Origin of the sequence: Microbacterium sp. EYE_78 (assembly GCF_023149035.1) — a bacterium.
Classification (GTDB): Bacteria; Actinomycetota; Actinomycetes; order Actinomycetales; family Microbacteriaceae; genus Microbacterium.
In genome coordinates this window covers 1,026,849-1,044,768 of sequence record NZ_JAHXMY010000002.1, presented here as the reverse complement: position 1 = coordinate 1,044,768, position 17,920 = coordinate 1,026,849, and the positions used below count along the sequence as shown (strand labels likewise).

Below are 17,920 nucleotides of genomic sequence, written 5' to 3'. Positions count from 1 at the left end.
TCCTGTGAGGCGGAGAAGGGAGCGGCGGATGACCTCGCGCATCGTTCTGCACGACGCCGACATCGCCCGCGCACTCACGCGCATCTCGCACGAGATCCTCGAGTCGAACAAGGGCCCCGACGGGCTCGTGCTCCTCGGGATCCCCACCCGCGGCGTCACCCTCGCCGAGCGGATCGCCGCGCTCATCGCGTCCTTCACCGGCGCCACCGTCCCGGTCGGCGCGCTTGATGTGACGATGTACCGCGACGACCTGCACCGCAACCCGACGCGGACGCCCCGCCCGACGGAGATCCCCGCCGGCGGGATCGACGCGAAGACGGTCGTCCTGGTCGACGACGTGCTGTTCTCGGGGCGCTCGATCCGCGCGGCGCTCGATGCGCTGCAGGACATCGGCCGCCCCGCGGCGGTTCGGCTGGCGATCCTCGTCGACCGGGGCCACCGAGAGCTGCCGATCCGGCCCGACTTCGTCGGCAAGAACCTGCCGAGCTCACGCGACGAACGCGTCAACGTCCGACTCGCGGACATCGACGGCGCCGAAGAGGTGACGATCGCATCGTGAGGCACCTCCTCGACACCCGGACCCTCGCCCGCGAGGACGCCCTCCGCATCCTCGACGTCGCCGAGGACATGCGCGACACGCAGTCGCGCGAGATCAAGAAGCTCCCGACGCTTCGCGGCAAGACCGTCGTCAACCTCTTCTTCGAGGACTCGACCCGCACCCGCATCTCGTTCGAAGCCGCAGCCAAGCGGCTGTCCGCGGACGTCATCAACTTCTCCGCGAAGGGGTCGTCGGTCTCGAAGGGCGAATCGCTCCAGGACACCGCCCAGACCCTGCAGGCCATGGGTGCGGATGCCGTCGTCATCCGCCACGGTGCCTCCGGCGCCCCGCACACGCTCGCGACGAGCGGCTGGATCTCGGCGGGGGTCCTGAACGCAGGCGACGGCACCCATGAGCACCCGACACAGGCACTCCTGGACGCCTTCACCATCCGCAAGCGTGTCTTCGGCGACGCCAGCCGCGGCAGGGACCTGGCGGGGCTCCACGTCGCGATCGTGGGGGACATCCTCCACTCGCGGGTCGCGCGCTCGAACGTCTGGCTGCTCACGACGCTCGGCGCTCGCGTGACCCTGGTCGCGCCGCCGACGCTCGTACCGCAGGACGTCTCGGCCTGGCCCGTGACCGTCGTCTACGACCTCGACCAGGCGATCGCCGACGCCCCTGACGCGCTCATGATGCTCCGCATCCAGCTCGAACGCATGAACGCCGCCTATTTCCCGACTGAGCGGGAGTATTCGCGGCGGTGGGGGCTCGACGCCGCGCGGATGGCGGCCCTCCCGACCGATAGCATTGTCATGCATCCCGGACCCATGAACCGGGGTCTGGAGATCTCCGCCGACGCCGCCGATTCGCCACGGTCGACCGTTCTCGAACAGGTCGCGAACGGGGTGTCGGTGCGCATGGCGGCGCTCTACCTGCTCCTCGCGGGGGAGCGGCCCACCACGAACGCAGAGGAGGACGTCCGATGAGCGAAGCCATCCTCATCCGCGGAGCACGCATCCAGGGCGGCGAGGCCGCCGACATCCTCATCGAGGACGGCGTCATCGCCGCGCTCGGATCCGACGCCTCCCGCGCCGGGGCACGCGTGGTGGATGCCGCGGGCCTGATCGCGCTCCCGGGTCTCGTCGACCTCCACACCCACCTCCGCGAGCCCGGCTATGAGGCTTCCGAGACGATCCTCACCGGCTCCCGCGCCGCCGCCGCCGGCGGGTACGCCACCGTTTTCGCGATGCCGAACACCTCGCCGGTGGCCGACACGGCGGGCGTCGTCGAGCAGGAGCTGGCGCTGGGCGAGGCGGCGGGGTACGTCCACGTCCAGCCGATCGGCGCGGTGACCGTCGGGCAGAAGGGCGAGCGGCTCGCCGAGCTCGGTGCGATGGCCGCCTCGCGCGCCCGGGTCCGGGTCTTCAGCGACGACGGATTCTGCGTCTTCGACCCGCTCATCATGCGGCGCGCCCTCGAGTACGTGAAGTCGTTCGGCGGCGTCGTCGCGCAGCACGCGCAGGACCCGCGACTGACCGAGGGCGCCCAGATGAACGAGGGCACGGTGTCGGCAGAGCTCGGTCTCACCGGCTGGCCCGCCGTCGCCGAGGAGTCGATCATCGCCCGCGACGTGCTCCTCGCCGAGCACGTCGGTTCGCGCCTGCACGTGTGCCACCTGTCGACGGCCGGCTCGGTGGACCTGATCCGGTGGGCGAAGAAGCGCGGCATCGCGGTCACCGCCGAGGTCACCCCGCACCACCTGCTGCTGACCGAGGAGCTCGTGCGGGGCTACGACCCGCGCTTCAAGGTCAACCCGCCGCTCCGCCGCGATGAGGACGTGCGCGCGGTCCGCGAGGGCCTCGCCGACGGCACCATCGACATCGTCGCGACCGACCACGCACCGCACCCCGCCGAGGCGAAGAACTGCGAGTGGCAGGCGGCTGCGAACGGCATGGTGGGCCTCGAGTCGGCCCTCCGCGTGGTCCACGCCGCGATGGTCGACACCGGCCTCCTCGATTGGGACGACGTGGCCCGGGTCATGTCGTCCGCCCCGGCTCGGATCGGTGGTCTGGATGCCGCCGGCGCACCCCTCGCGGTCGGCGCCCCGGCATCCCTCGCCCTCTACGACCCCGCGCCGGCCCGCGCGTTCTCCACCGCAGACCTCCGCGGTCGGAGTGTCAACTCGCCCTACCTCGGACGGGAGCTGCCGGGAGAGGTGCGCCACACCTTCTACCGTGGCCGCGCGACGGTGGTCGATGGAGCCGTCGTCGACGAGGTCGCCTCGTGACCCGCGAGGGCGCGGCGCTCGTGATGGCCGCGGTCGCCGCCCTGCTGATCACGGCCGGACTCATCGCGTGGTTCCGACGATCGCGGCGCGACGCCGCCATCGCGGCGCCGGTCGGTGAGATCCCGGACGGCGCGCGCGAGACGCTCCGGTCCGAGGGGCTGTACGTCGCCACGACGCGTCACGACGAACCCCTCGAGCGCCTCGCGATCCGCGGTCTCGCGTTCCGTTCCCGCGCGGACGTGACCGTCACGGACCGTGGCGTGGCGCTCGACCTGACGGGTCAGCCGCGCGTGTTCCTGGCGGCATCCGCCATCGGCTCCGTCGGGCAGGCCACCGTCGCCATCGACCGCGTGGTCGAGCGCGACGGCCTCGTCCGGCTGGTCTGGACCGCGCCCGGCGGGCAGACCGTCGACAGTTACCTCCGCCCTCAGGACGTGTCGGCCCGCCGCCTCGCGGACACCATTCAGGCCGTCCTCCCCTCTCCCTCCTCTCCCCAGCAGACCCCCGGAAGCGACGCATGAGCACCCAGAGATTCCAGGCTCCCGAACCCGCCGTCCTCGTCCTCGAGGACGGCACCCGACACCCCGGGCACGCCTACGGCGCCCGCGGCACCACCCTCGGCGAGGTCGTCTTCGCCACGGCGATGACCGGCTACCAGGAGACGATCACCGACCCCTCCTACGCGGGTCAGATCGTGCTGCAGACCGCCCCGCACATCGGCAACACCGGCATGAACGGCGAGGACCACGAGTCCCGCCGCATCTGGGTGTCGGGGTACGTCGTGCGCGACCCCTCGCGCATCGTCTCCAACTGGCGCGCCGACCACTCGCTCGAGGACGCGCTCGTCCGCGACGGCATCGTCGGCATCAGCGGCATCGACACGCGCGCGGTCACCCGGGTGCTGCGATCGGCGGGCTCCATGCGGGGCGGGGTGTTCTCAGGGGATGCCGCGGCGCTCAGCGACGACGAGCAGCTGCGCATCGTGCGCGAGGCGCCCGAGATGAGCGGGCAGAACCTGTCCGCCGACGTCTCGGTGCCCGCCGCGCAGGTGACCCCTGCGATCGGCGAGAAGATCGGCAACCTCGCGATCCTCGACCTCGGCGTGAAGCAGGCGACGGTGAACAACCTCGCCGCCCGCGGCTTCGAGGTCCACGTCCTGCCGCAGACGATCTCGTTCGCCGACATCCAGGCCGTCGACCCCGTCGCCGTCTTCTACTCGAACGGCCCCGGCGACCCCGCGGCATCCGATCGTCACGTCGCGCTCCTGCGCGAGGTCCTCGATGCCCGACTGCCGTTCTTCGGCATCTGCTTCGGCAACCAGCTGTTCGGCAGGGCCCTCGGGTTCGGCACCTACAAGCTGCCGTTCGGGCACCGCGGCATCAACCAGCCGGTCCTCGACAAGACCACGGGCCGCGTCGAGATCACCGCCCACAACCACGGCTTCGCCGTCGACGCGCCCATCGAGGGCGTCATCGACAGCCCGAACGGCTACGGCCGTGTCGAGGTGAGCCACGTGGGCCTCAACGACAACGTGGTCGAGGGGCTCCGCGCCCTCGACCTCCCGGCGTTCAGCGTGCAGTACCACCCCGAGGCCGCCGCCGGCCCGCACGACGCCAACTACCTGTTCGACCGCTTCCGCGACCTCGTGGTCGCCACCCAGGAGACGAAGAATGCCTAAGCGCGACGACATCCAGAGCGTCCTCGTCATCGGATCGGGCCCGATCGTCATCGGTCAGGCCTGCGAGTTCGACTACTCGGGCACCCAGGCGTGCCGCGTGCTCCGCGAGGAGGGCGTGCGCGTCATCCTCGTGAACTCGAACCCGGCCACGATCATGACCGACCCCGACTTCGCCGACGCGACCTACGTCGAACCGATCACCCCCGAGGTGATCGAGACCATCATCGCCAAGGAGAAGCCCGACGCGATCCTGCCGACCCTCGGCGGCCAGACGGCGCTCAACGCCGCGATGGCGCTCCACGACCGCGGCATCCTCGAGAAGTACGGCGTCGAGCTCATCGGAGCCAAGGTCGACGCGATCCGCAAGGGCGAGGACCGCCAGGTCTTCAAGGAACTCGTCCTGGAGTCCGGGGCCGACGTCGCGCGCAGCGTCATCGCCCACACCATGGACGACCTGCTCGCCGGTGCCGAGGAGCTCGGCTACCCGCTCGTGGTCCGTCCGTCATTCACGATGGGCGGCCTCGGGTCCGGCTTCGCGTACGACGAGGAGGACCTCCGCCGCATCGGCGGCGCGGGCCTGCGCGACTCGCCCACGACCGAGGTGCTCCTCGAGGAGTCGATCCTCGGGTGGAAGGAGTACGAGCTCGAGCTCATGCGCGACACCGCCGACAACACGGTCGTCGTGTGCTCGATCGAGAACGTCGACCCCGTCGGTGTCCACACCGGCGACTCGATCACGGTCGCGCCCGCGCTGACGCTGACCGACCGCGAGTACCAGAAGCTCCGCGACATCGGCATCGACATCATCCGCGCCGTCGGCGTCGACACCGGCGGGTGCAACATCCAGTTCGCCGTCGACCCGGCGACCGGCCGCATCATCGTCATCGAGATGAACCCCCGCGTCTCGCGCTCGTCCGCCCTCGCGTCGAAGGCGACGGGCTTCCCGATCGCCAAGCTCGCCGCGAAGCTCGCGATCGGCTACCGCCTCGACGAGGTGCCGAACGACATCACGAAGGCGACGCCGGCGAGCTTCGAGCCGACGCTGGACTACGTCGTCGTCAAGGTGCCGCGCTTCAACTTCGAGAAGTTCCCCGCCGCCGACACGACCCTCACGACCACCATGAAGTCGGTCGGCGAGGCGATGGCGATCGGCCGCAACTACACGACCGCCCTCCAGAAGGCGCTCCGCTCGCTCGAGAAGCGCGGCTCCAGCTTCCACTGGGGAGCCGAGGATCGCTCCGCCGAGGAGCTCCTCGAGATCTCCAGGACGCCCACCGACGGTCGGATCGTGGTGCTGCAGCAGGCGCTCCGCAAGGGCGCCACCCTCGAGCAGGCGTTCGACGCGACGGCGATCGACCCCTGGTTCCTCGACCAGATGATCCTCATCAACGAGGTCGCCGAGCACATCCGCGAGGCGGACGAGCTGACCGAGGACATCCTGCGCCTCGCGAAGGATCACGGATTCAGCGACGCGCAGATCGCGGAGCTGCGCGACCTCGACGAGGCCGCTGTCCGCAGCATCCGTCACGGCTTCGGCCTGCGGCCCGTCTACAAGACGGTCGACACCTGTGCGGGCGAGTTCCCGGCCCTGACCCCGTACCACTACTCGTCCTACGACCGCGAGACCGAGGTGACCCCCAGCGACCGGCGCAAGGTCGTCATCATCGGCTCGGGCCCCAACCGCATCGGCCAGGGTGTCGAGTTCGACTACTCCTGCGTGCATGCGTCGTTCGCGCTGGCGGATGCCGGCTTCGAGACGATCATGGTCAACTGCAACCCCGAGACCGTCTCCACCGACTACGACACGAGCGACCGCCTCTACTTCGAGCCGCTCACTCTGGAGGACGTCCTCGAGGTGCTGCACGCCGAGGCGCAGTCGGGCGAGATCGTCGGCGTCATCTGCCAGCTCGGCGGGCAGACGCCGCTGGGCCTCGCGAAGGGCATCGAGGCGGCCGGCTACACCATTCTGGGCACGAAGCCCGCCGCGATCGACATCGCGGAGGAGCGCGAACTCTTCTCGCAGCTGCTCGACCGCGCGGGACTCACGGCGCCGCGTCACGGCACCGCCACCGATGAGGCCGGCGCCATCGCGATCGCCGAGGAGATCGGCTACCCGGTGCTCGTCCGCCCCAGCTTCGTGCTCGGCGGGCGCGGCATGGAGATCGTCTACGACACCGAGAGCCTGCGGGACTACTTCGTCCGTATCGCCGACCAGGCGATCATCCGCGACGACGCACCGCTTCTGGTCGACCGCTTCCTCGACGACGCGGTGGAGATCGACGTCGACGCCCTCTTCGACGGCGAGCAGCTCTACATCGGCGGCGTGATGGAGCACCTCGAGGAGGCCGGCATCCACTCCGGCGACTCGTCGTGCACCCTGCCGCCCATGTCGCTGGGTCGGAATGAGATCGACCGCGTCCGCGAGGCGACCCGCGCCATCGCGGAGGGCGTCGGCGTCCGCGGCCTGCTGAACGTGCAGTTCGCGGTGTCCGCCGGCGTGCTGTACGTCATCGAGGCGAACCCCCGCGCGTCGCGCACCGTCCCGTTCGTGTCCAAGGCCCTGGGCATCCCCATGGCCAAGGCCGCCAGCCGTGTCATGGCGGGCGCATCCATCGCCGAGCTGATCGCCGAGGGTCTCCTGCCCGAGCAGGACGGTTCGCGGGTGCCGCTGGACGCACCGGTCGCCGTCAAGGAGGCCGTGCTGCCGTTCAAGCGGTTCCGGACCGCGGACGGTCGCACCGTGGACTCGGTCCTCGGCCCCGAGATGCGCTCGACGGGAGAGGTCATGGGCATCGACCGCGACTTCCCGACGGCCTTCGCGAAGAGTCAGGCCGCAGCGTACGGCGGGATGCCGACCTCGGGCACCGTGTTCCTCTCGGTCGCCGACGACGACAAGCGCGCCGTCATCCTGCCCGCCCACCGCCTGCAGGAGCTCGGATTCCGCCTCATCGCCACCGAGGGCACGGCCGAGATCCTCGCACGCAACGGGATCTCCGTCGACGTCGTCTCGAAGTACTCCGAGACGCAGGGCTCGGGCGAGCAGAACGTCGTCGACCTCATCAACGCCGGCGAGATCGACATCGTCGTCAACACCCCCTCGGGGGGCATCGCACGCGCGGACGGGTACGAGATCCGCGCCGCCGCGGTCGCCGCCGACAAGGCGCTGTTCACGACGATGGCGGTCCTCGGGGCGGCGGTGTCGGCCATGCCGGTGCTGCGCGAGGGCTTCGCCGTCCGCAGCCTGCAGGAGTTCGCCGCCGATCGGAAGGCGATGGTGTGACCTCATTCGGTGCGCGGCTGGCCGCGGCGATGGACGCCCGCGGTCCGTTGTGCGTCGGCATCGATCCTCACGCGGGCCTGCTCGCGGACTGGGGTCTGAATGCCTCGGCAGCGGCCGCCCGCGAGTTCGGGCTGCGCGTGGTCGAGGCTGCCGCGGGCCGCGTGGGCGTCGTGAAACCGCAGGTCGCGTTCTTCGAGCGCTTCGGCTCGGCCGGCTTCTCGGCGCTGGAGGACGTCATCGTCGCGGCGCGGAGCGCCGGTCTGCTCGTCATCGCTGACGCCAAGCGCGGCGACATCGGCAGCACGATGGATGGGTACGCCGAGGCGTGGCTGGGGGAGGGCTCGCCGCTCGAGTCCGATGCCGTCACGGTCAGCCCGTACCTCGGGCCCGATTCGCTCCGCGGCGTGATCGGCGCCGCGGTGCGCGGCGGGAAGGGCGTCTACGTCCTCGCCGCGACGAGCAACCCCGAGGCCGCCGGCCTGCAGTCGGCGGAGGTCACGACGGTCGACGCCGAGCGCGGACAGACGGTGGCCGATTGGGTGGCGCAGCGTGCGGGTGCGGCCAACGCGTCGGCGGTCGTCGGCGACGACCGATTCGGTCCGGTGGGCTTCGTCGTGGGGGCTACAGTGGAGCGCGCGGATCTCGGGATGACCGACGCATCGCTCCGGCGGGCGTCGATCCTCGCACCCGGCTTCGGCGCGCAGGGTGCCCGCCTGCGCGAGCTTCCCGCCCGCTTCGGTCCGCTTGCGCCGCAGGTGCTCGCGAGCGCCAGCCGCAGCATCCTCTCCGCCGGTCCTCAGGGGCTTGCGGACGCCATCGATCGACACAACTCCGAACTGCAGGACCCGTCACATGCCTGATTCCCGTACCCCTCCCGAGGTCGACCGCGCCGCCGCGTCGCGACGCGCGGTCGCCGCGCGTCGCGAGCGAGCAGCCCTCAAGCGCGACGTCTCGACCCGGGTGATCAGCCCGCAGGACCTGCTGCGGCGCGCGTGGGCGGAGCCGGATTCCGCGGCCGCCGCCATGCGGGTGACGGAGTTCCTGACGGCGATCCCCGCGATCGGCGAGGGCAAGCGCGACCGCATCCTCGCGGACCTGCAGATCGCACCGGTGAAGAAGATCGGCGGTCTGGGCGTCCGCCAGCGACAGGTGCTGGGGGACTACCTCGACCGTCGGCTGCCCGAGCCGAAGGCGCGCGGCGGACGCAGTCGCCTCATCGTCCTCGCCGGTCCCACCGCGGTCGGCAAGGGCACGGTGGCAGCGCACATCAAGGAGCACCACCCCGAGATCCTGCTCTCCGTCTCGGCCACCACCCGGCCGCCTCGTCCCGGCGAGGTCGAAGGCGAGCATTACTTCTTCGTCGACGACGGCGAGTTCGACCGGCTCGTGCGCGACGGGGAACTCCTCGAGCACGCGACGGTGCACAACGCCTACCGGTACGGCACCCCCCGGCGTCCGATCGACGCGGCCCTCGACGAGGGGCGCACCGTCCTCCTCGAGATCGATCTGCAGGGTGCGCGCCAGGTCCGGGCCGCGGCTCCCGACGCGACGCTCGTCTTCCTCCTGCCGCCCAGCTGGGACGAACTCGTGAATCGACTGGTCGGACGCGGGACCGAGGGGGCCGAGGAGCGCGCGCGCCGGTTGAAGACGGCCCGTGTCGAGCTGGCGTCGCAGGGGGAGTTCGACTACCGCGTCGTGAACGACGACGTCTCCCGCGCCGCCGCCGAGGTCGCTTCGCTCGCGAGCTGACGCCCGCCGCCGGGCGGATCCTGCCGCGTTTCGTCCCGTTACAGCCGATGGGGCGTTCGCGCCCGGGCCCGGGATGCTGGAGGAATGTCCACTCCCTCCGTCGCCGGTCGCACCGTCGCCTCCCGCGGCGCCGTCACCGTCTCGGCCGTCGGCCGGACGTTCGGAGCGGCATCCGGGTCGACGACCGTCCTCCGCGACATCGACCTCACCGTCGCACCGGGCGAGATCGTCTCGGTGATCGGCCCGTCGGGCTGCGGCAAGTCGACCCTCCTCCGACTCCTCGCGGGACTCGACGCTCCGACGACCGGTGAGGTGCGACTCGACGGCACCCCGCTGCGGGACACCGACGACCGGACCGCGGTCGCCTTCCAGGAACCGCGCCTGCTGCCGTGGCGGACGATCGCCGAGAACGTGGCGCTCGGGATGCCGCGCGGCGCGGCGCGATCGGACGTCGCACGCCGCGTCGGCGAGCTGCTCGCTCTCGTCGGCCTGACCGCCGCCGCGCACCTCCGCCCGAGCCAGGTGTCCGGCGGCATGGCGCAGCGCGCATCGTTGGCCCGCGCCCTCGCCCGCGGACCCGAGGTGCTCCTGCTCGACGAGCCGTTCGGAGCGCTCGACGCGCTCACGCGGCTGCGGATGCAGGACCTCCTCCTCGAGATCCACGCCGCCGAGCCCACGACGGTCGTCCTCGTGACGCACGACGTCGAGGAGGCGCTCTATCTCGCCGACCGTGTGCTGCAGCTGCAGACGCTCGGCAGCGACCCCGGGACGCGGTCGATCGCGCGCGTGATCGACGTCCCCGGCATCCGACCCCGCGACCGTGCCGATCACGGATTCGCGGACCTGCGCGCCGAGCTCCTCGACGGACTCGGCGTCGCCACCCACCGATCGAGCCTTCAGGAGACCCGATGAGCACCGTCATCCGCCGCACCGCCCCCGTCCTCGCCCTGGGCACCGCGGTCATGCTCATGGCGACCGGATGCCTCGCGGGCGAGAACGCCAGCTCGTCCGGCGACGACGGCGCGACCGCCGGGGAGTGGTCGACCGACACCCTGTCGATCGACTTCGCCACGTACAACCCGCTGAGCCTCGTCGTGAAGGACCAGGGCCTCATCGAGAAGGCCCTCGGCGACGACGTGGACGTGGAGTGGACGCAGTCCGCCGGGTCGAACAAGGCGAACGAGCTGCTGCGCGCGGGCTCGCTCGACGTGGGATCGACGGCGGGGTCGGCGGCGCTGCTCGCCCGCGCGAACGGCTCGCCCATCAAGGTCATCGACATCTACTCGCAGCCCGAGTGGTCGGCCCTGGTCGTCGGACCCGACAGCGACATCACGTCCGTCGCGGACCTCGAGGGCAAGACGATCGCCGCCACCACCGGCACGGACCCGTACTTCTTCCTGCTGCAGGCCCTCGAGACCGCGGGGCTCAGCGTGTCGGACGTCGAGGTGCAGAACCTGCAGCACGCCGACGGCCGGACCGCGCTCGACGGCGGCTCGGTCGACGCGTGGGCGGGGCTCGACCCCATCATGGGCGCCGCGGAGGTGGAGTCCGGCGACGAGCTGCTGTACCGGAACGTCGACTTCAACTCCTACGGCTTCCTGAACGCGACCGAGGAGTTCATCACCGAGCACGCGGACCTCGCGCAGGTCGTCGTGGACGCGTACGAGCAGGCGCGGCAGTGGGCACTGGAGAACCCGGCCGAGACCGCGGCGCTGCTCGCGGAGGTCGCGGGCATCGACACCGAGGTGGCCGACACGGTCATCTCGGAGCGCTCGAACCTCGACGTCAGCGGCATCCCCGGTGACGACCAGCTCGCCGTCCTCGAGAAGATCGCCCCGGTGCTCGTCGAGTCCGACGCCGTGACCGGCGGCGAGGCCGCAGTCGAGGACGCCCTCGCCACGATCGTCGAGCCCTCGTTCGCCGAGAAGGCCGCGGGCTGAGGATGACGGCCACCGCACCGCCACCCACCGCCGCCCCGTCCTCGGACGCGGCGGCGGTCCGGCCGTTCTGGTCGCGCACCGGCGTCCGCGTCGCGGGCGGGTTCGTCGTGCCCGTCGCACTGTTCGCGGTCTGGCAGGCCGTCACAGGTCTCGGGCTCGTCCCCACCTATCGGCTGCCGGCGCCCGTGGACGTCGTCTCCGCCGCCGCCCAGCTCGCCGACGACGGAGCGCTCTGGCTGTACATCGCGATCTCGGTGCAGCGCGTCATCCTCGGATTCGCCATCGGCTCGGCGGTGGGCCTCGCGGTGGCGGCGGTGGTGGGTCTCACCCGTTCCGGTGACGTCCTCCTCAGCCCCATCCTGGCGGCGTTCCGCGCCATCCCGTCGCTCGCGCTCGTCCCGCTGCTGCTGCTGTGGCTCGGCGCCGGCGAGGAGTCCAAGGTCACGCTCGTGGCGATCGGCGCGTTCTTCCCGGTGTTCACGACCGTCGCCGGTGCCCTGCGTCACGTCGATCCCCACCTGGTCGAGATGGGCCGATCCTTCGGACTGCGCGGCTGGCAGCTCTTCCGCTCCGTGCAGCTGCCCGCGACGATCCCGTCGTTCATCTCGGGGCTGCGTCTCGCCCTCGCGCAGTCGTGGCTCTTCCTCGTGGCCGCCGAGCTGCTCGGCGCCTCGATGGGGCTCGGATTCCTCCTCGACGAGTCCCGGCAGACCGGCCGGGTGGATCGCATCTTCCTGGCCATCGTCATCCTCGCGGTGCTGGGCGCCGTGTCCAACGCGCTCGTCACCCTCGTGCAGCGGCGCCTCCTGCGGCGGTGGGCCTGAGCCATGTCGGACCTGCGTGCACCCGTGACCGAGCCGTCGGCGGAGGAAGTCCGACTCGTCGAGGCGCGGCAGTTCCCGCCCCCCGCCGCCTTCGCCGCCCAGGCGAACCTCGGCGCGGAGGCGTACGACCGCGCGGCTGCCGATCCCCTCGCCTTCTGGGAGGAGGCCGCCGAGCGACTGGATTGGGCCGCCCGGTGGCACACCGCGCTGCACTGGCGCCCGCCGGTCCGGGAGGCCGACGGCGAGCTGACGATCCCCGCCGCACGCTGGTTCGACGGGGGAACGCTCAACGTGGCGGTGAACTGCGTCGACCGCCACGTCGACGCGGGGCGAGGCGACAAGGTCGCGCTCCACTTCGAGGGTGAGCCCGGCGACCGGGTCGCGGTGACCTACGCCGACCTGCAGGCTCGCGTCGCGCGCGCGGCGAACGCCCTGACCTCCCTCGGCATCGTGCCCGGCGACCGCGTCGTCGTCTACCTCCCGGTCCTCGTCGAGACCGTCGTCATCGCGCTCGCCTGCGCTCGGATCGGTGCGGTGCACTCGCTCGTGTTCGGCGGTTTCTCAGCCGAGGCGGTGCGCTTCCGTCTCGAGGACACCGGCGCCAAGCTGCTCGTGACCAGTGACGGCCAGTTCCGTCGTGGCGGCGCCGTCGAGGTCAAGTCGACGGCGGATGCCGCAGCCGCGGGGGTCGCGTCCGTGGAACACGTCCTCGTCGTCCGGCGCACGGGACACGATGTGCCGTGGACTGCGGGCCGCGACGTCTGGTGGCACGAGGTCGTCGACACGGCCGCGTCGGTGCACGAGGCGACGGCGTTCGACGCGGAGCATCCGCTGTTCATCATCTACACGTCGGGGACCACGGGGAAGCCGAAGGGTCTCGTCCACAGCTCGGGCGGATACCTGACGCATGCGAGCTGGGCCCACTGGGCGCACTTCGACGCGAAGCCGGACGACGTGCACTGGTGCACGGCCGACCTCGCCTGGGTGACGGCGCACACGTACGAGATCTACGGCCCGCTGTCGAACGGGCTGACCCAGGTGATCTACGAGGGCACGCCGGATGCCCCGCACCGCGAGCGCCATCTCGAGATCATCGAGCGGTACGGCGTGACCGTCTACTACACGGCGCCCACCCTCATCCGCACCTTCATGACCTGGTTCGGCGACGACCTCCCGGCCGGACACGATCTGTCGAGCATCCGCCTGCTCGGCACGGTGGGGGAGGCGATCAACCCGGCCGCGTGGGTGTGGTTCCGGCGGAACTTCGGGCGCGACGACGTGCCCGTCGTGGACACCTGGTGGCAGTCCGAGACGGGGGCTGCGATGGTGGCACCCCTGCCGGGCGTCACGACGCTCACACCGGGATCTGCGACCGTTCCCCTCCCGGGCATCGACGCCGCCGTGGTGGATGAGGACGGCCGGGAGGTCGAGCCCGGACGATCGGGCACGCTGGTGGTCCGCCGCCCCTGGCCCGGGATGGCGCGCACGGTGTGGGGGAACCCCGAGCGCTACCGCGACTCGTACTGGTCTGCCTATTGCGGCCACGGCGTGCACGGCGGGTACTACGTGGCAGGTGACGGGGCGACGCGCGACGCCGCGGGCAACATCTTCATCCTGGGGCGACTGGACGACGTGGTGAACGTCTCCGGTCACCGACTGTCGACGATCGAGATCGAGTCCGCCCTCGTGGCGCACCGCTCGGTCGGCGAGGCGGGCACCACTGCCGTCGTCGATCCGGTGACGGGGCATGCGGTCGCCGCCTTCGTCGTGCCCTCCGGCGTCGGAGCGCCGGATGCCGCGACCCTGCGCGCGCACGTCGCGCACCAGATCGGTCCGGTGGCGAAGCCGAGACACGTCGTCGTCGTCCCGGACCTGCCCAAGACGCGGTCGGGCAAGATCCTGCGTCGCCTGCTCGCCCAGCTCTGGGAGGCTGAGCAGGACCGCCGCGCCGGGCGCCGACCCGCGCCCCTCGGCGACACGACATCCCTGCAGAACCCCGAGGCGGTCGCACAGATCGCCGCCGCGCTGGCTGCAGCGTGACCGAACCGCAGCACCGTTCCGGAGAGAGAACCTCATGACCGAAGACCGCCGATTCGGCTTCCGCACGCGTGCGCTCCACGCCGGAGGAACCCCGGATGCCGCGACCGGCGCCCGCGCCGTCCCGATCTATCAGACCTCGTCGTTCGTCTTCGACGATGCGACGGATGCCGCGAACCTCTTCGCGCTGCAGAAGTACGGCAACATCTACTCGCGCATCGGCAACCCGACGGTCGCCGCGCTCGAGGAGCGGCTGGCCGCACTCGAGGGCGGCATCGGCGCCGTCGCCACCGCCTCGGGGATGAGCGCCGAGTTCATCACCTTCGCCGCGCTCGTCGGCGTCGGCGACCACGTGGTCGCGTCGGCGCAGCTCTACGGCGGCACCGTCACGCAGCTCGACGTCACCCTGCGCCGCTTCGGCGTCGACACGACGTTCGTCCGCTCCAGCGACCCCGCCGACTTCGCGGCGGCGATCCGACCCGAGACGAAGGTGCTGTACGTCGAGACGATCGGCAACCCCTCCGGCGAGATCGCCGACATCGAAGGGCTCGCGGAGGTCGCGCACGCCGCCGGCATCCCCCTCGTCGTCGACTCGACGCTCGCGACGCCGTACCTCGCGCGGCCCCTCGAGCACGGCGCCGACATCGTCATCCACTCCGTCACGAAGTTCCTCGGCGGTCACGGCACGACCCTGGGCGGTGTCGTCGTCGAGAAGGGGACCTTCGACTGGGGCAACGGCAAGTTCCCGCAGATGACGGAGCCGGTGTCGTCGTACGGCGGCATCCGGTGGTGGGACAACTTCGGCGAGTACGGCTTCCTCACCAAACTCCGCAGCGAGCAGCTGCGGGACATCGGCGCCGCCCTGAGCCCGCACTCCGCGTTCCTGCTGCTGCAGGGCGTCGAGACGCTGCCGCAGCGCATCGACGCGCACCTGGAGGGCGCGCGCATCGTGGCGGAGTGGCTCGCCACCGACCCGCGGGTGTCCTTCGTGACCTGGGCGGGGCTTCCGGACCACCCCCACCACGAGCGCGCGGCGAAGTACCTTCCGCTCGGGCCCGGATCGGTCTTCGCCTTCGGCGTGAAGGCGGGCGACGACGCCGCGACCGACGAGGAGCGCGTCGCGGCGGGGCGCCGCGCGGGGGAGGCCGTCATCGACGCCCTGCGCCTGGCATCCCATCTCGCCAACATCGGCGACGCGCGGACGCTCGTGATCCATCCGGCCTCGACGACCCACCAGCAGCTCACGCCCTCGCAGCTCGAGGCGGCGGGGGTGCCGGCGGACCTCATCCGCATCTCGGTCGGCCTCGAAGATCCGGAGGACATCCTGTGGGACCTGGATCAGGCGCTCACCGCGGCGACGGGAGCGAGCCGATGAGCGACGCGATCGCGTGCGCCCTGCCCACTGCGCCGGCCGCTCATCCGGAGCGCACCCGCACCCCGGCGAGCGCACAGGAGCGCTTCGAGATCCTGCGCCGCGCCAGATCGGTCGCGATCGTCGGGGCATCCGACAACCCCGCGCGGGCGAGCTACTTCGTCGCCACCTACCTCCTCGGCAGCACGCCGTACGACGTGTACTTCGTGAACCCGCGCGCGACCGAGATCCTCGGGCGGCCCGCCTACGCGTCCCTCGCCGATCTGCCGGTCGTGCCCGACATCGTCGACGTGTTCCGTCGGCACGACGACCTGCCGGGCGTCGCGCAGGAGGCCGTCGATGTCGGGGCATCGACGCTGTGGCTGCAGCTCGGTTCGTGGCACGAGGGCGCTGCGGAGCTCGCCGCGGACGCCGGGCTGTCGGTCGTCATGGACCGCTGCGTGAAGATCGAGCACGCGCGGTTCCACGGCGGGTTGCACCTCGCGGGCTTCGACACCGGCGTCATCAGCGCCAAGCGTCAGCTGCTGAGCCGCTGACGACGCCGCGCCGCGCTCGGGTGGTGCGGGCTGTAGACTGGGGGGATGCCGCATCCGCCCAGCAGGCGGTGCGCCGAGACTTCCCACCTCATGGATCCAGGAGGACCCCCATGGCCAATCGTGACCAGGGCATCATCGACCCGCCCATCGACGCGCTGCTCGAGAAGGTCGACTCGAAGTACCAGCTCGTGATCTACGCATCCAAGCGCGCGCGTCAGATCAACGACTACTACTCCGATCTGCACGAGGGCAACCTCTTCGACAACGTCGGCCCGCTCGTCGACTCGAACGTCGAGGACAAGCCCCTCACGATCGCGCTGCACGAGATCCACGAGGACAAGCTGCGCCTTCGCGCCGCCGAGTGATCTCGACACGACCCTGACGCCATCCGGCGTCATCATCATGCCCGTGTGTCCCCGATGTCGGGGACCGCGGGCATGATGGTGTCACACCCCGATCCCCGTCCTGGAGGACCGATGACCTCGCTGCGCCTGTTCACATCGGAGTCGGTGACCGAAGGTCACCCCGACAAGATCTGCGACCAGATCTCCGACAGCATCCTCGACGCCCTCCTGGCGGTCGACCGGGGGAGCCGCGTCGCGGTCGAGACCCTCGTGACGACCGGACTCGTCCACGTCGCCGGCGAGGTGCGCACCGACGGCTACGTCGACATCCCCGGGATCGTCCGCCGCGTCGTGAACCGCATCGGCTACACCTCATCCGAGACCGGCTTCGACGGCGACTCGTGCGGCGTCACCGTCTCGATCGGCGAGCAGTCCGGCGACATCGCCGCCGGTGTCGACAACGCCCTCGAGCACCGCGAGGGCGGGTCGGTCGACGCGCTCGACGCGCTGGGAGCCGGCGACCAGGGGATCATGTTCGGCTACGCGACCAACGAGACGCCGCAGCTCATGCCCACGGCGATCTGGACGGCGCACCGGCTCGCCGAGCGCTTGACCGAGGCCCGCCGCAGCGGCTCCCTGCCGTTCCTGCGTCCCGACGGCAAGACGCAGGTCACGCTCGGCTACGACGGCAGCACGCCGCGGACGGTCGACACCGTCGTCTTGTCGACGCAGCACAACCCCGACATCTCGCTGCCCGCGCTCCGCGCCGCAGTGCAGGCCGAGGTCATCGACCCCGTGCTCGCGCAGACCGGCCTCGACGTCTCGGACGTCCGCTACGTCATCAACCCCGCGGGGCCCTTCGTCGTCGGCGGCCCGAAGGGCGACGCCGGTCTCACCGGCCGCAAGATCATCATCGACACGTACGGCGGCGCCGCCCGGCACGGCGGTGGCGCCTTCAGCGGCAAGGACCCGTCCAAGGTCGATCGCTCCGCCGCCTACGCGATGCGGTGGGTCGCGAAGAACGCCGTCGCAGCGGGGCTCGCCGACCGGCTCGAGGTGCAGGTCGCCTACGCCATCGGTCGCGCCGCTCCGGTCGGGCTGTACGTCGAGACGTTCGGCACCGGCCACGTGTCAGATGAGGTCATCACCGCGGCCATCCGCGACGTCTTCGACCTCCGGCCGCAGGCGATCATCGACGACCTCGACCTGCTGCGGCCGATCTACGCGCAGACGGCGGCGTACGGGCACTTCGGTCGCGAGCTCTCCGAATTCACGTGGGAGCGCACCGACCGCGTCGACGCGTTGCGGACCGCCGCCGGTCTCTGACCCGCC

General features: G+C 71.3%; 16 protein-coding genes. All 16 read left to right on the top strand.

Annotated features, from left to right (window positions below; all coding sequences use genetic code 11):
* The first annotated feature begins 28 nt into the window (after nt 1-28).
* The 16 genes from pyrR to metK all read left to right on the top strand — a co-directional run bounded on the left by pyrR (nt 29) and on the right by metK (nt 17,914).
* Nucleotides 29-559, top strand: coding sequence for a bifunctional pyr operon transcriptional regulator/uracil phosphoribosyltransferase PyrR (gene pyrR, locus KZX17_RS12190; protein ID WP_248173948.1), 531 nt, complete (start codon nt 29-31; stop codon nt 557-559).
* Nucleotides 556-1,527: an aspartate carbamoyltransferase catalytic subunit gene (locus KZX17_RS12185; RefSeq protein WP_248173945.1), complete on the top strand. Its 972-nt coding sequence runs from the start codon at nt 556-558 to the stop codon at nt 1,525-1,527. Before pyrR ends, KZX17_RS12185 begins: the two co-directional genes overlap by 4 nt.
* Entirely contained in the window at nt 1,524-2,828 is a 1,305-nt protein-coding gene (locus KZX17_RS12180) for a dihydroorotase (RefSeq protein ID WP_248173942.1), read from the top strand. The genes KZX17_RS12185 and KZX17_RS12180 overlap by 4 nt, the downstream gene beginning before the upstream one ends.
* A complete protein-coding gene (locus KZX17_RS12175; RefSeq protein WP_248173939.1) occupies nt 2,825-3,349 on the top strand; it encodes a hypothetical protein in 525 nt (174 codons plus the stop codon). Before KZX17_RS12180 ends, KZX17_RS12175 begins: the two co-directional genes overlap by 4 nt.
* Complete coding sequence (gene carA, locus KZX17_RS12170; RefSeq protein WP_248173936.1) at nt 3,346-4,506, top strand: glutamine-hydrolyzing carbamoyl-phosphate synthase small subunit; 1,161 nt, start codon at nt 3,346-3,348, stop codon at nt 4,504-4,506. The genes KZX17_RS12175 and carA overlap by 4 nt, the downstream gene beginning before the upstream one ends.
* Nucleotides 4,499-7,786, top strand: coding sequence for a carbamoyl-phosphate synthase large subunit (gene carB / locus KZX17_RS12165; RefSeq protein WP_248173932.1), 3,288 nt, complete (start codon nt 4,499-4,501; stop codon nt 7,784-7,786). Before carA ends, carB begins: the two co-directional genes overlap by 8 nt.
* Nucleotides 7,783-8,646 carry an orotidine-5'-phosphate decarboxylase gene (gene pyrF / locus KZX17_RS12160; RefSeq protein ID WP_248173917.1) on the top strand — a complete coding sequence of 288 codons (864 nt, stop codon included), beginning with the start codon at nt 7,783-7,785 and terminating at the stop codon, nt 8,644-8,646. Before carB ends, pyrF begins: the two co-directional genes overlap by 4 nt.
* On the top strand, nt 8,639-9,535 hold the full coding sequence (gene gmk, locus KZX17_RS12155; RefSeq protein WP_248173914.1) for a guanylate kinase: 897 nt from the start codon (nt 8,639-8,641) through the stop codon (nt 9,533-9,535). The genes pyrF and gmk overlap by 8 nt, the downstream gene beginning before the upstream one ends.
* An 84-nt stretch (nt 9,536-9,619) precedes the next feature.
* Nucleotides 9,620-10,447: an ABC transporter ATP-binding protein gene (locus KZX17_RS12150; protein WP_248173912.1), complete on the top strand. Its 828-nt coding sequence runs from the start codon at nt 9,620-9,622 to the stop codon at nt 10,445-10,447.
* The gene (locus KZX17_RS12145; protein ID WP_248173909.1) at nt 10,444-11,475 is read left to right on the top strand and encodes an aliphatic sulfonate ABC transporter substrate-binding protein; all 1,032 of its coding nucleotides are present in this window, start codon (nt 10,444-10,446) and stop codon (nt 11,473-11,475) included. The genes KZX17_RS12150 and KZX17_RS12145 overlap by 4 nt, the downstream gene beginning before the upstream one ends.
* A 2-nt stretch (nt 11,476-11,477) precedes the next feature.
* Nucleotides 11,478-12,299 carry an ABC transporter permease gene (locus KZX17_RS12140; protein ID WP_248173904.1) on the top strand — a complete coding sequence of 274 codons (822 nt, stop codon included), beginning with the start codon at nt 11,478-11,480 and terminating at the stop codon, nt 12,297-12,299.
* Between the two features lie 3 nt (nt 12,300-12,302).
* Nucleotides 12,303-14,339, top strand: coding sequence for an acetate--CoA ligase (gene acs / locus KZX17_RS12135; protein ID WP_248173901.1), 2,037 nt, complete (start codon nt 12,303-12,305; stop codon nt 14,337-14,339).
* A 34-nt stretch (nt 14,340-14,373) separates the two neighbouring features.
* Nucleotides 14,374-15,711 (top strand): O-acetylhomoserine aminocarboxypropyltransferase/cysteine synthase family protein, encoded by a 1,338-nt coding sequence (locus tag KZX17_RS12130; RefSeq protein ID WP_248173899.1) that lies wholly within the window; start codon nt 14,374-14,376, stop codon nt 15,709-15,711.
* Nucleotides 15,708-16,244: a CoA-binding protein gene (locus KZX17_RS12125; protein WP_248173896.1), complete on the top strand. Its 537-nt coding sequence runs from the start codon at nt 15,708-15,710 to the stop codon at nt 16,242-16,244. Before KZX17_RS12130 ends, KZX17_RS12125 begins: the two co-directional genes overlap by 4 nt.
* Before the next feature lie 110 nt (nt 16,245-16,354).
* Nucleotides 16,355-16,609, top strand: a complete 255-nt coding sequence (rpoZ, locus tag KZX17_RS12120) for a DNA-directed RNA polymerase subunit omega (protein ID WP_248173893.1) — start codon at nt 16,355-16,357, stop codon at nt 16,607-16,609.
* Nucleotides 16,610-16,720: 111 nt separating this feature from the next.
* Nucleotides 16,721-17,914, top strand: a complete 1,194-nt coding sequence (metK, locus tag KZX17_RS12115; protein WP_248173890.1) for a methionine adenosyltransferase — start codon at nt 16,721-16,723, stop codon at nt 17,912-17,914.
* Nucleotides 17,915-17,920 lie beyond the last annotated feature (6 nt).

Coding starts and splice junctions, on each gene's coding strand:
- pyrR (WP_248173948.1), top strand. CDS start 29: ATGACCTCGCGCATCGTTCTGCACGACGCCGACATCGCCCGCGCACTC.
- KZX17_RS12180 (WP_248173942.1), top strand. CDS start 1,524: ATGAGCGAAGCCATCCTCATCCGCGGAGCACGCATCCAGGGCGGCGAG.
- carA (WP_248173936.1), top strand. CDS start 3,346: ATGAGCACCCAGAGATTCCAGGCTCCCGAACCCGCCGTCCTCGTCCTC.
- carB (WP_248173932.1), top strand. CDS start 4,499: ATGCCTAAGCGCGACGACATCCAGAGCGTCCTCGTCATCGGATCGGGC.
- gmk (WP_248173914.1), top strand. CDS start 8,639: ATGCCTGATTCCCGTACCCCTCCCGAGGTCGACCGCGCCGCCGCGTCG.
- KZX17_RS12150 (WP_248173912.1), top strand. CDS start 9,620: ATGTCCACTCCCTCCGTCGCCGGTCGCACCGTCGCCTCCCGCGGCGCC.
- KZX17_RS12145 (WP_248173909.1), top strand. CDS start 10,444: ATGAGCACCGTCATCCGCCGCACCGCCCCCGTCCTCGCCCTGGGCACC.
- KZX17_RS12140 (WP_248173904.1), top strand. CDS start 11,478: ATGACGGCCACCGCACCGCCACCCACCGCCGCCCCGTCCTCGGACGCG.
- acs (WP_248173901.1), top strand. CDS start 12,303: ATGTCGGACCTGCGTGCACCCGTGACCGAGCCGTCGGCGGAGGAAGTC.
- KZX17_RS12130 (WP_248173899.1), top strand. CDS start 14,374: ATGACCGAAGACCGCCGATTCGGCTTCCGCACGCGTGCGCTCCACGCC.
- KZX17_RS12125 (WP_248173896.1), top strand. CDS start 15,708: ATGAGCGACGCGATCGCGTGCGCCCTGCCCACTGCGCCGGCCGCTCAT.
- rpoZ (WP_248173893.1), top strand. CDS start 16,355: ATGGCCAATCGTGACCAGGGCATCATCGACCCGCCCATCGACGCGCTG.
- metK (WP_248173890.1), top strand. CDS start 16,721: ATGACCTCGCTGCGCCTGTTCACATCGGAGTCGGTGACCGAAGGTCAC.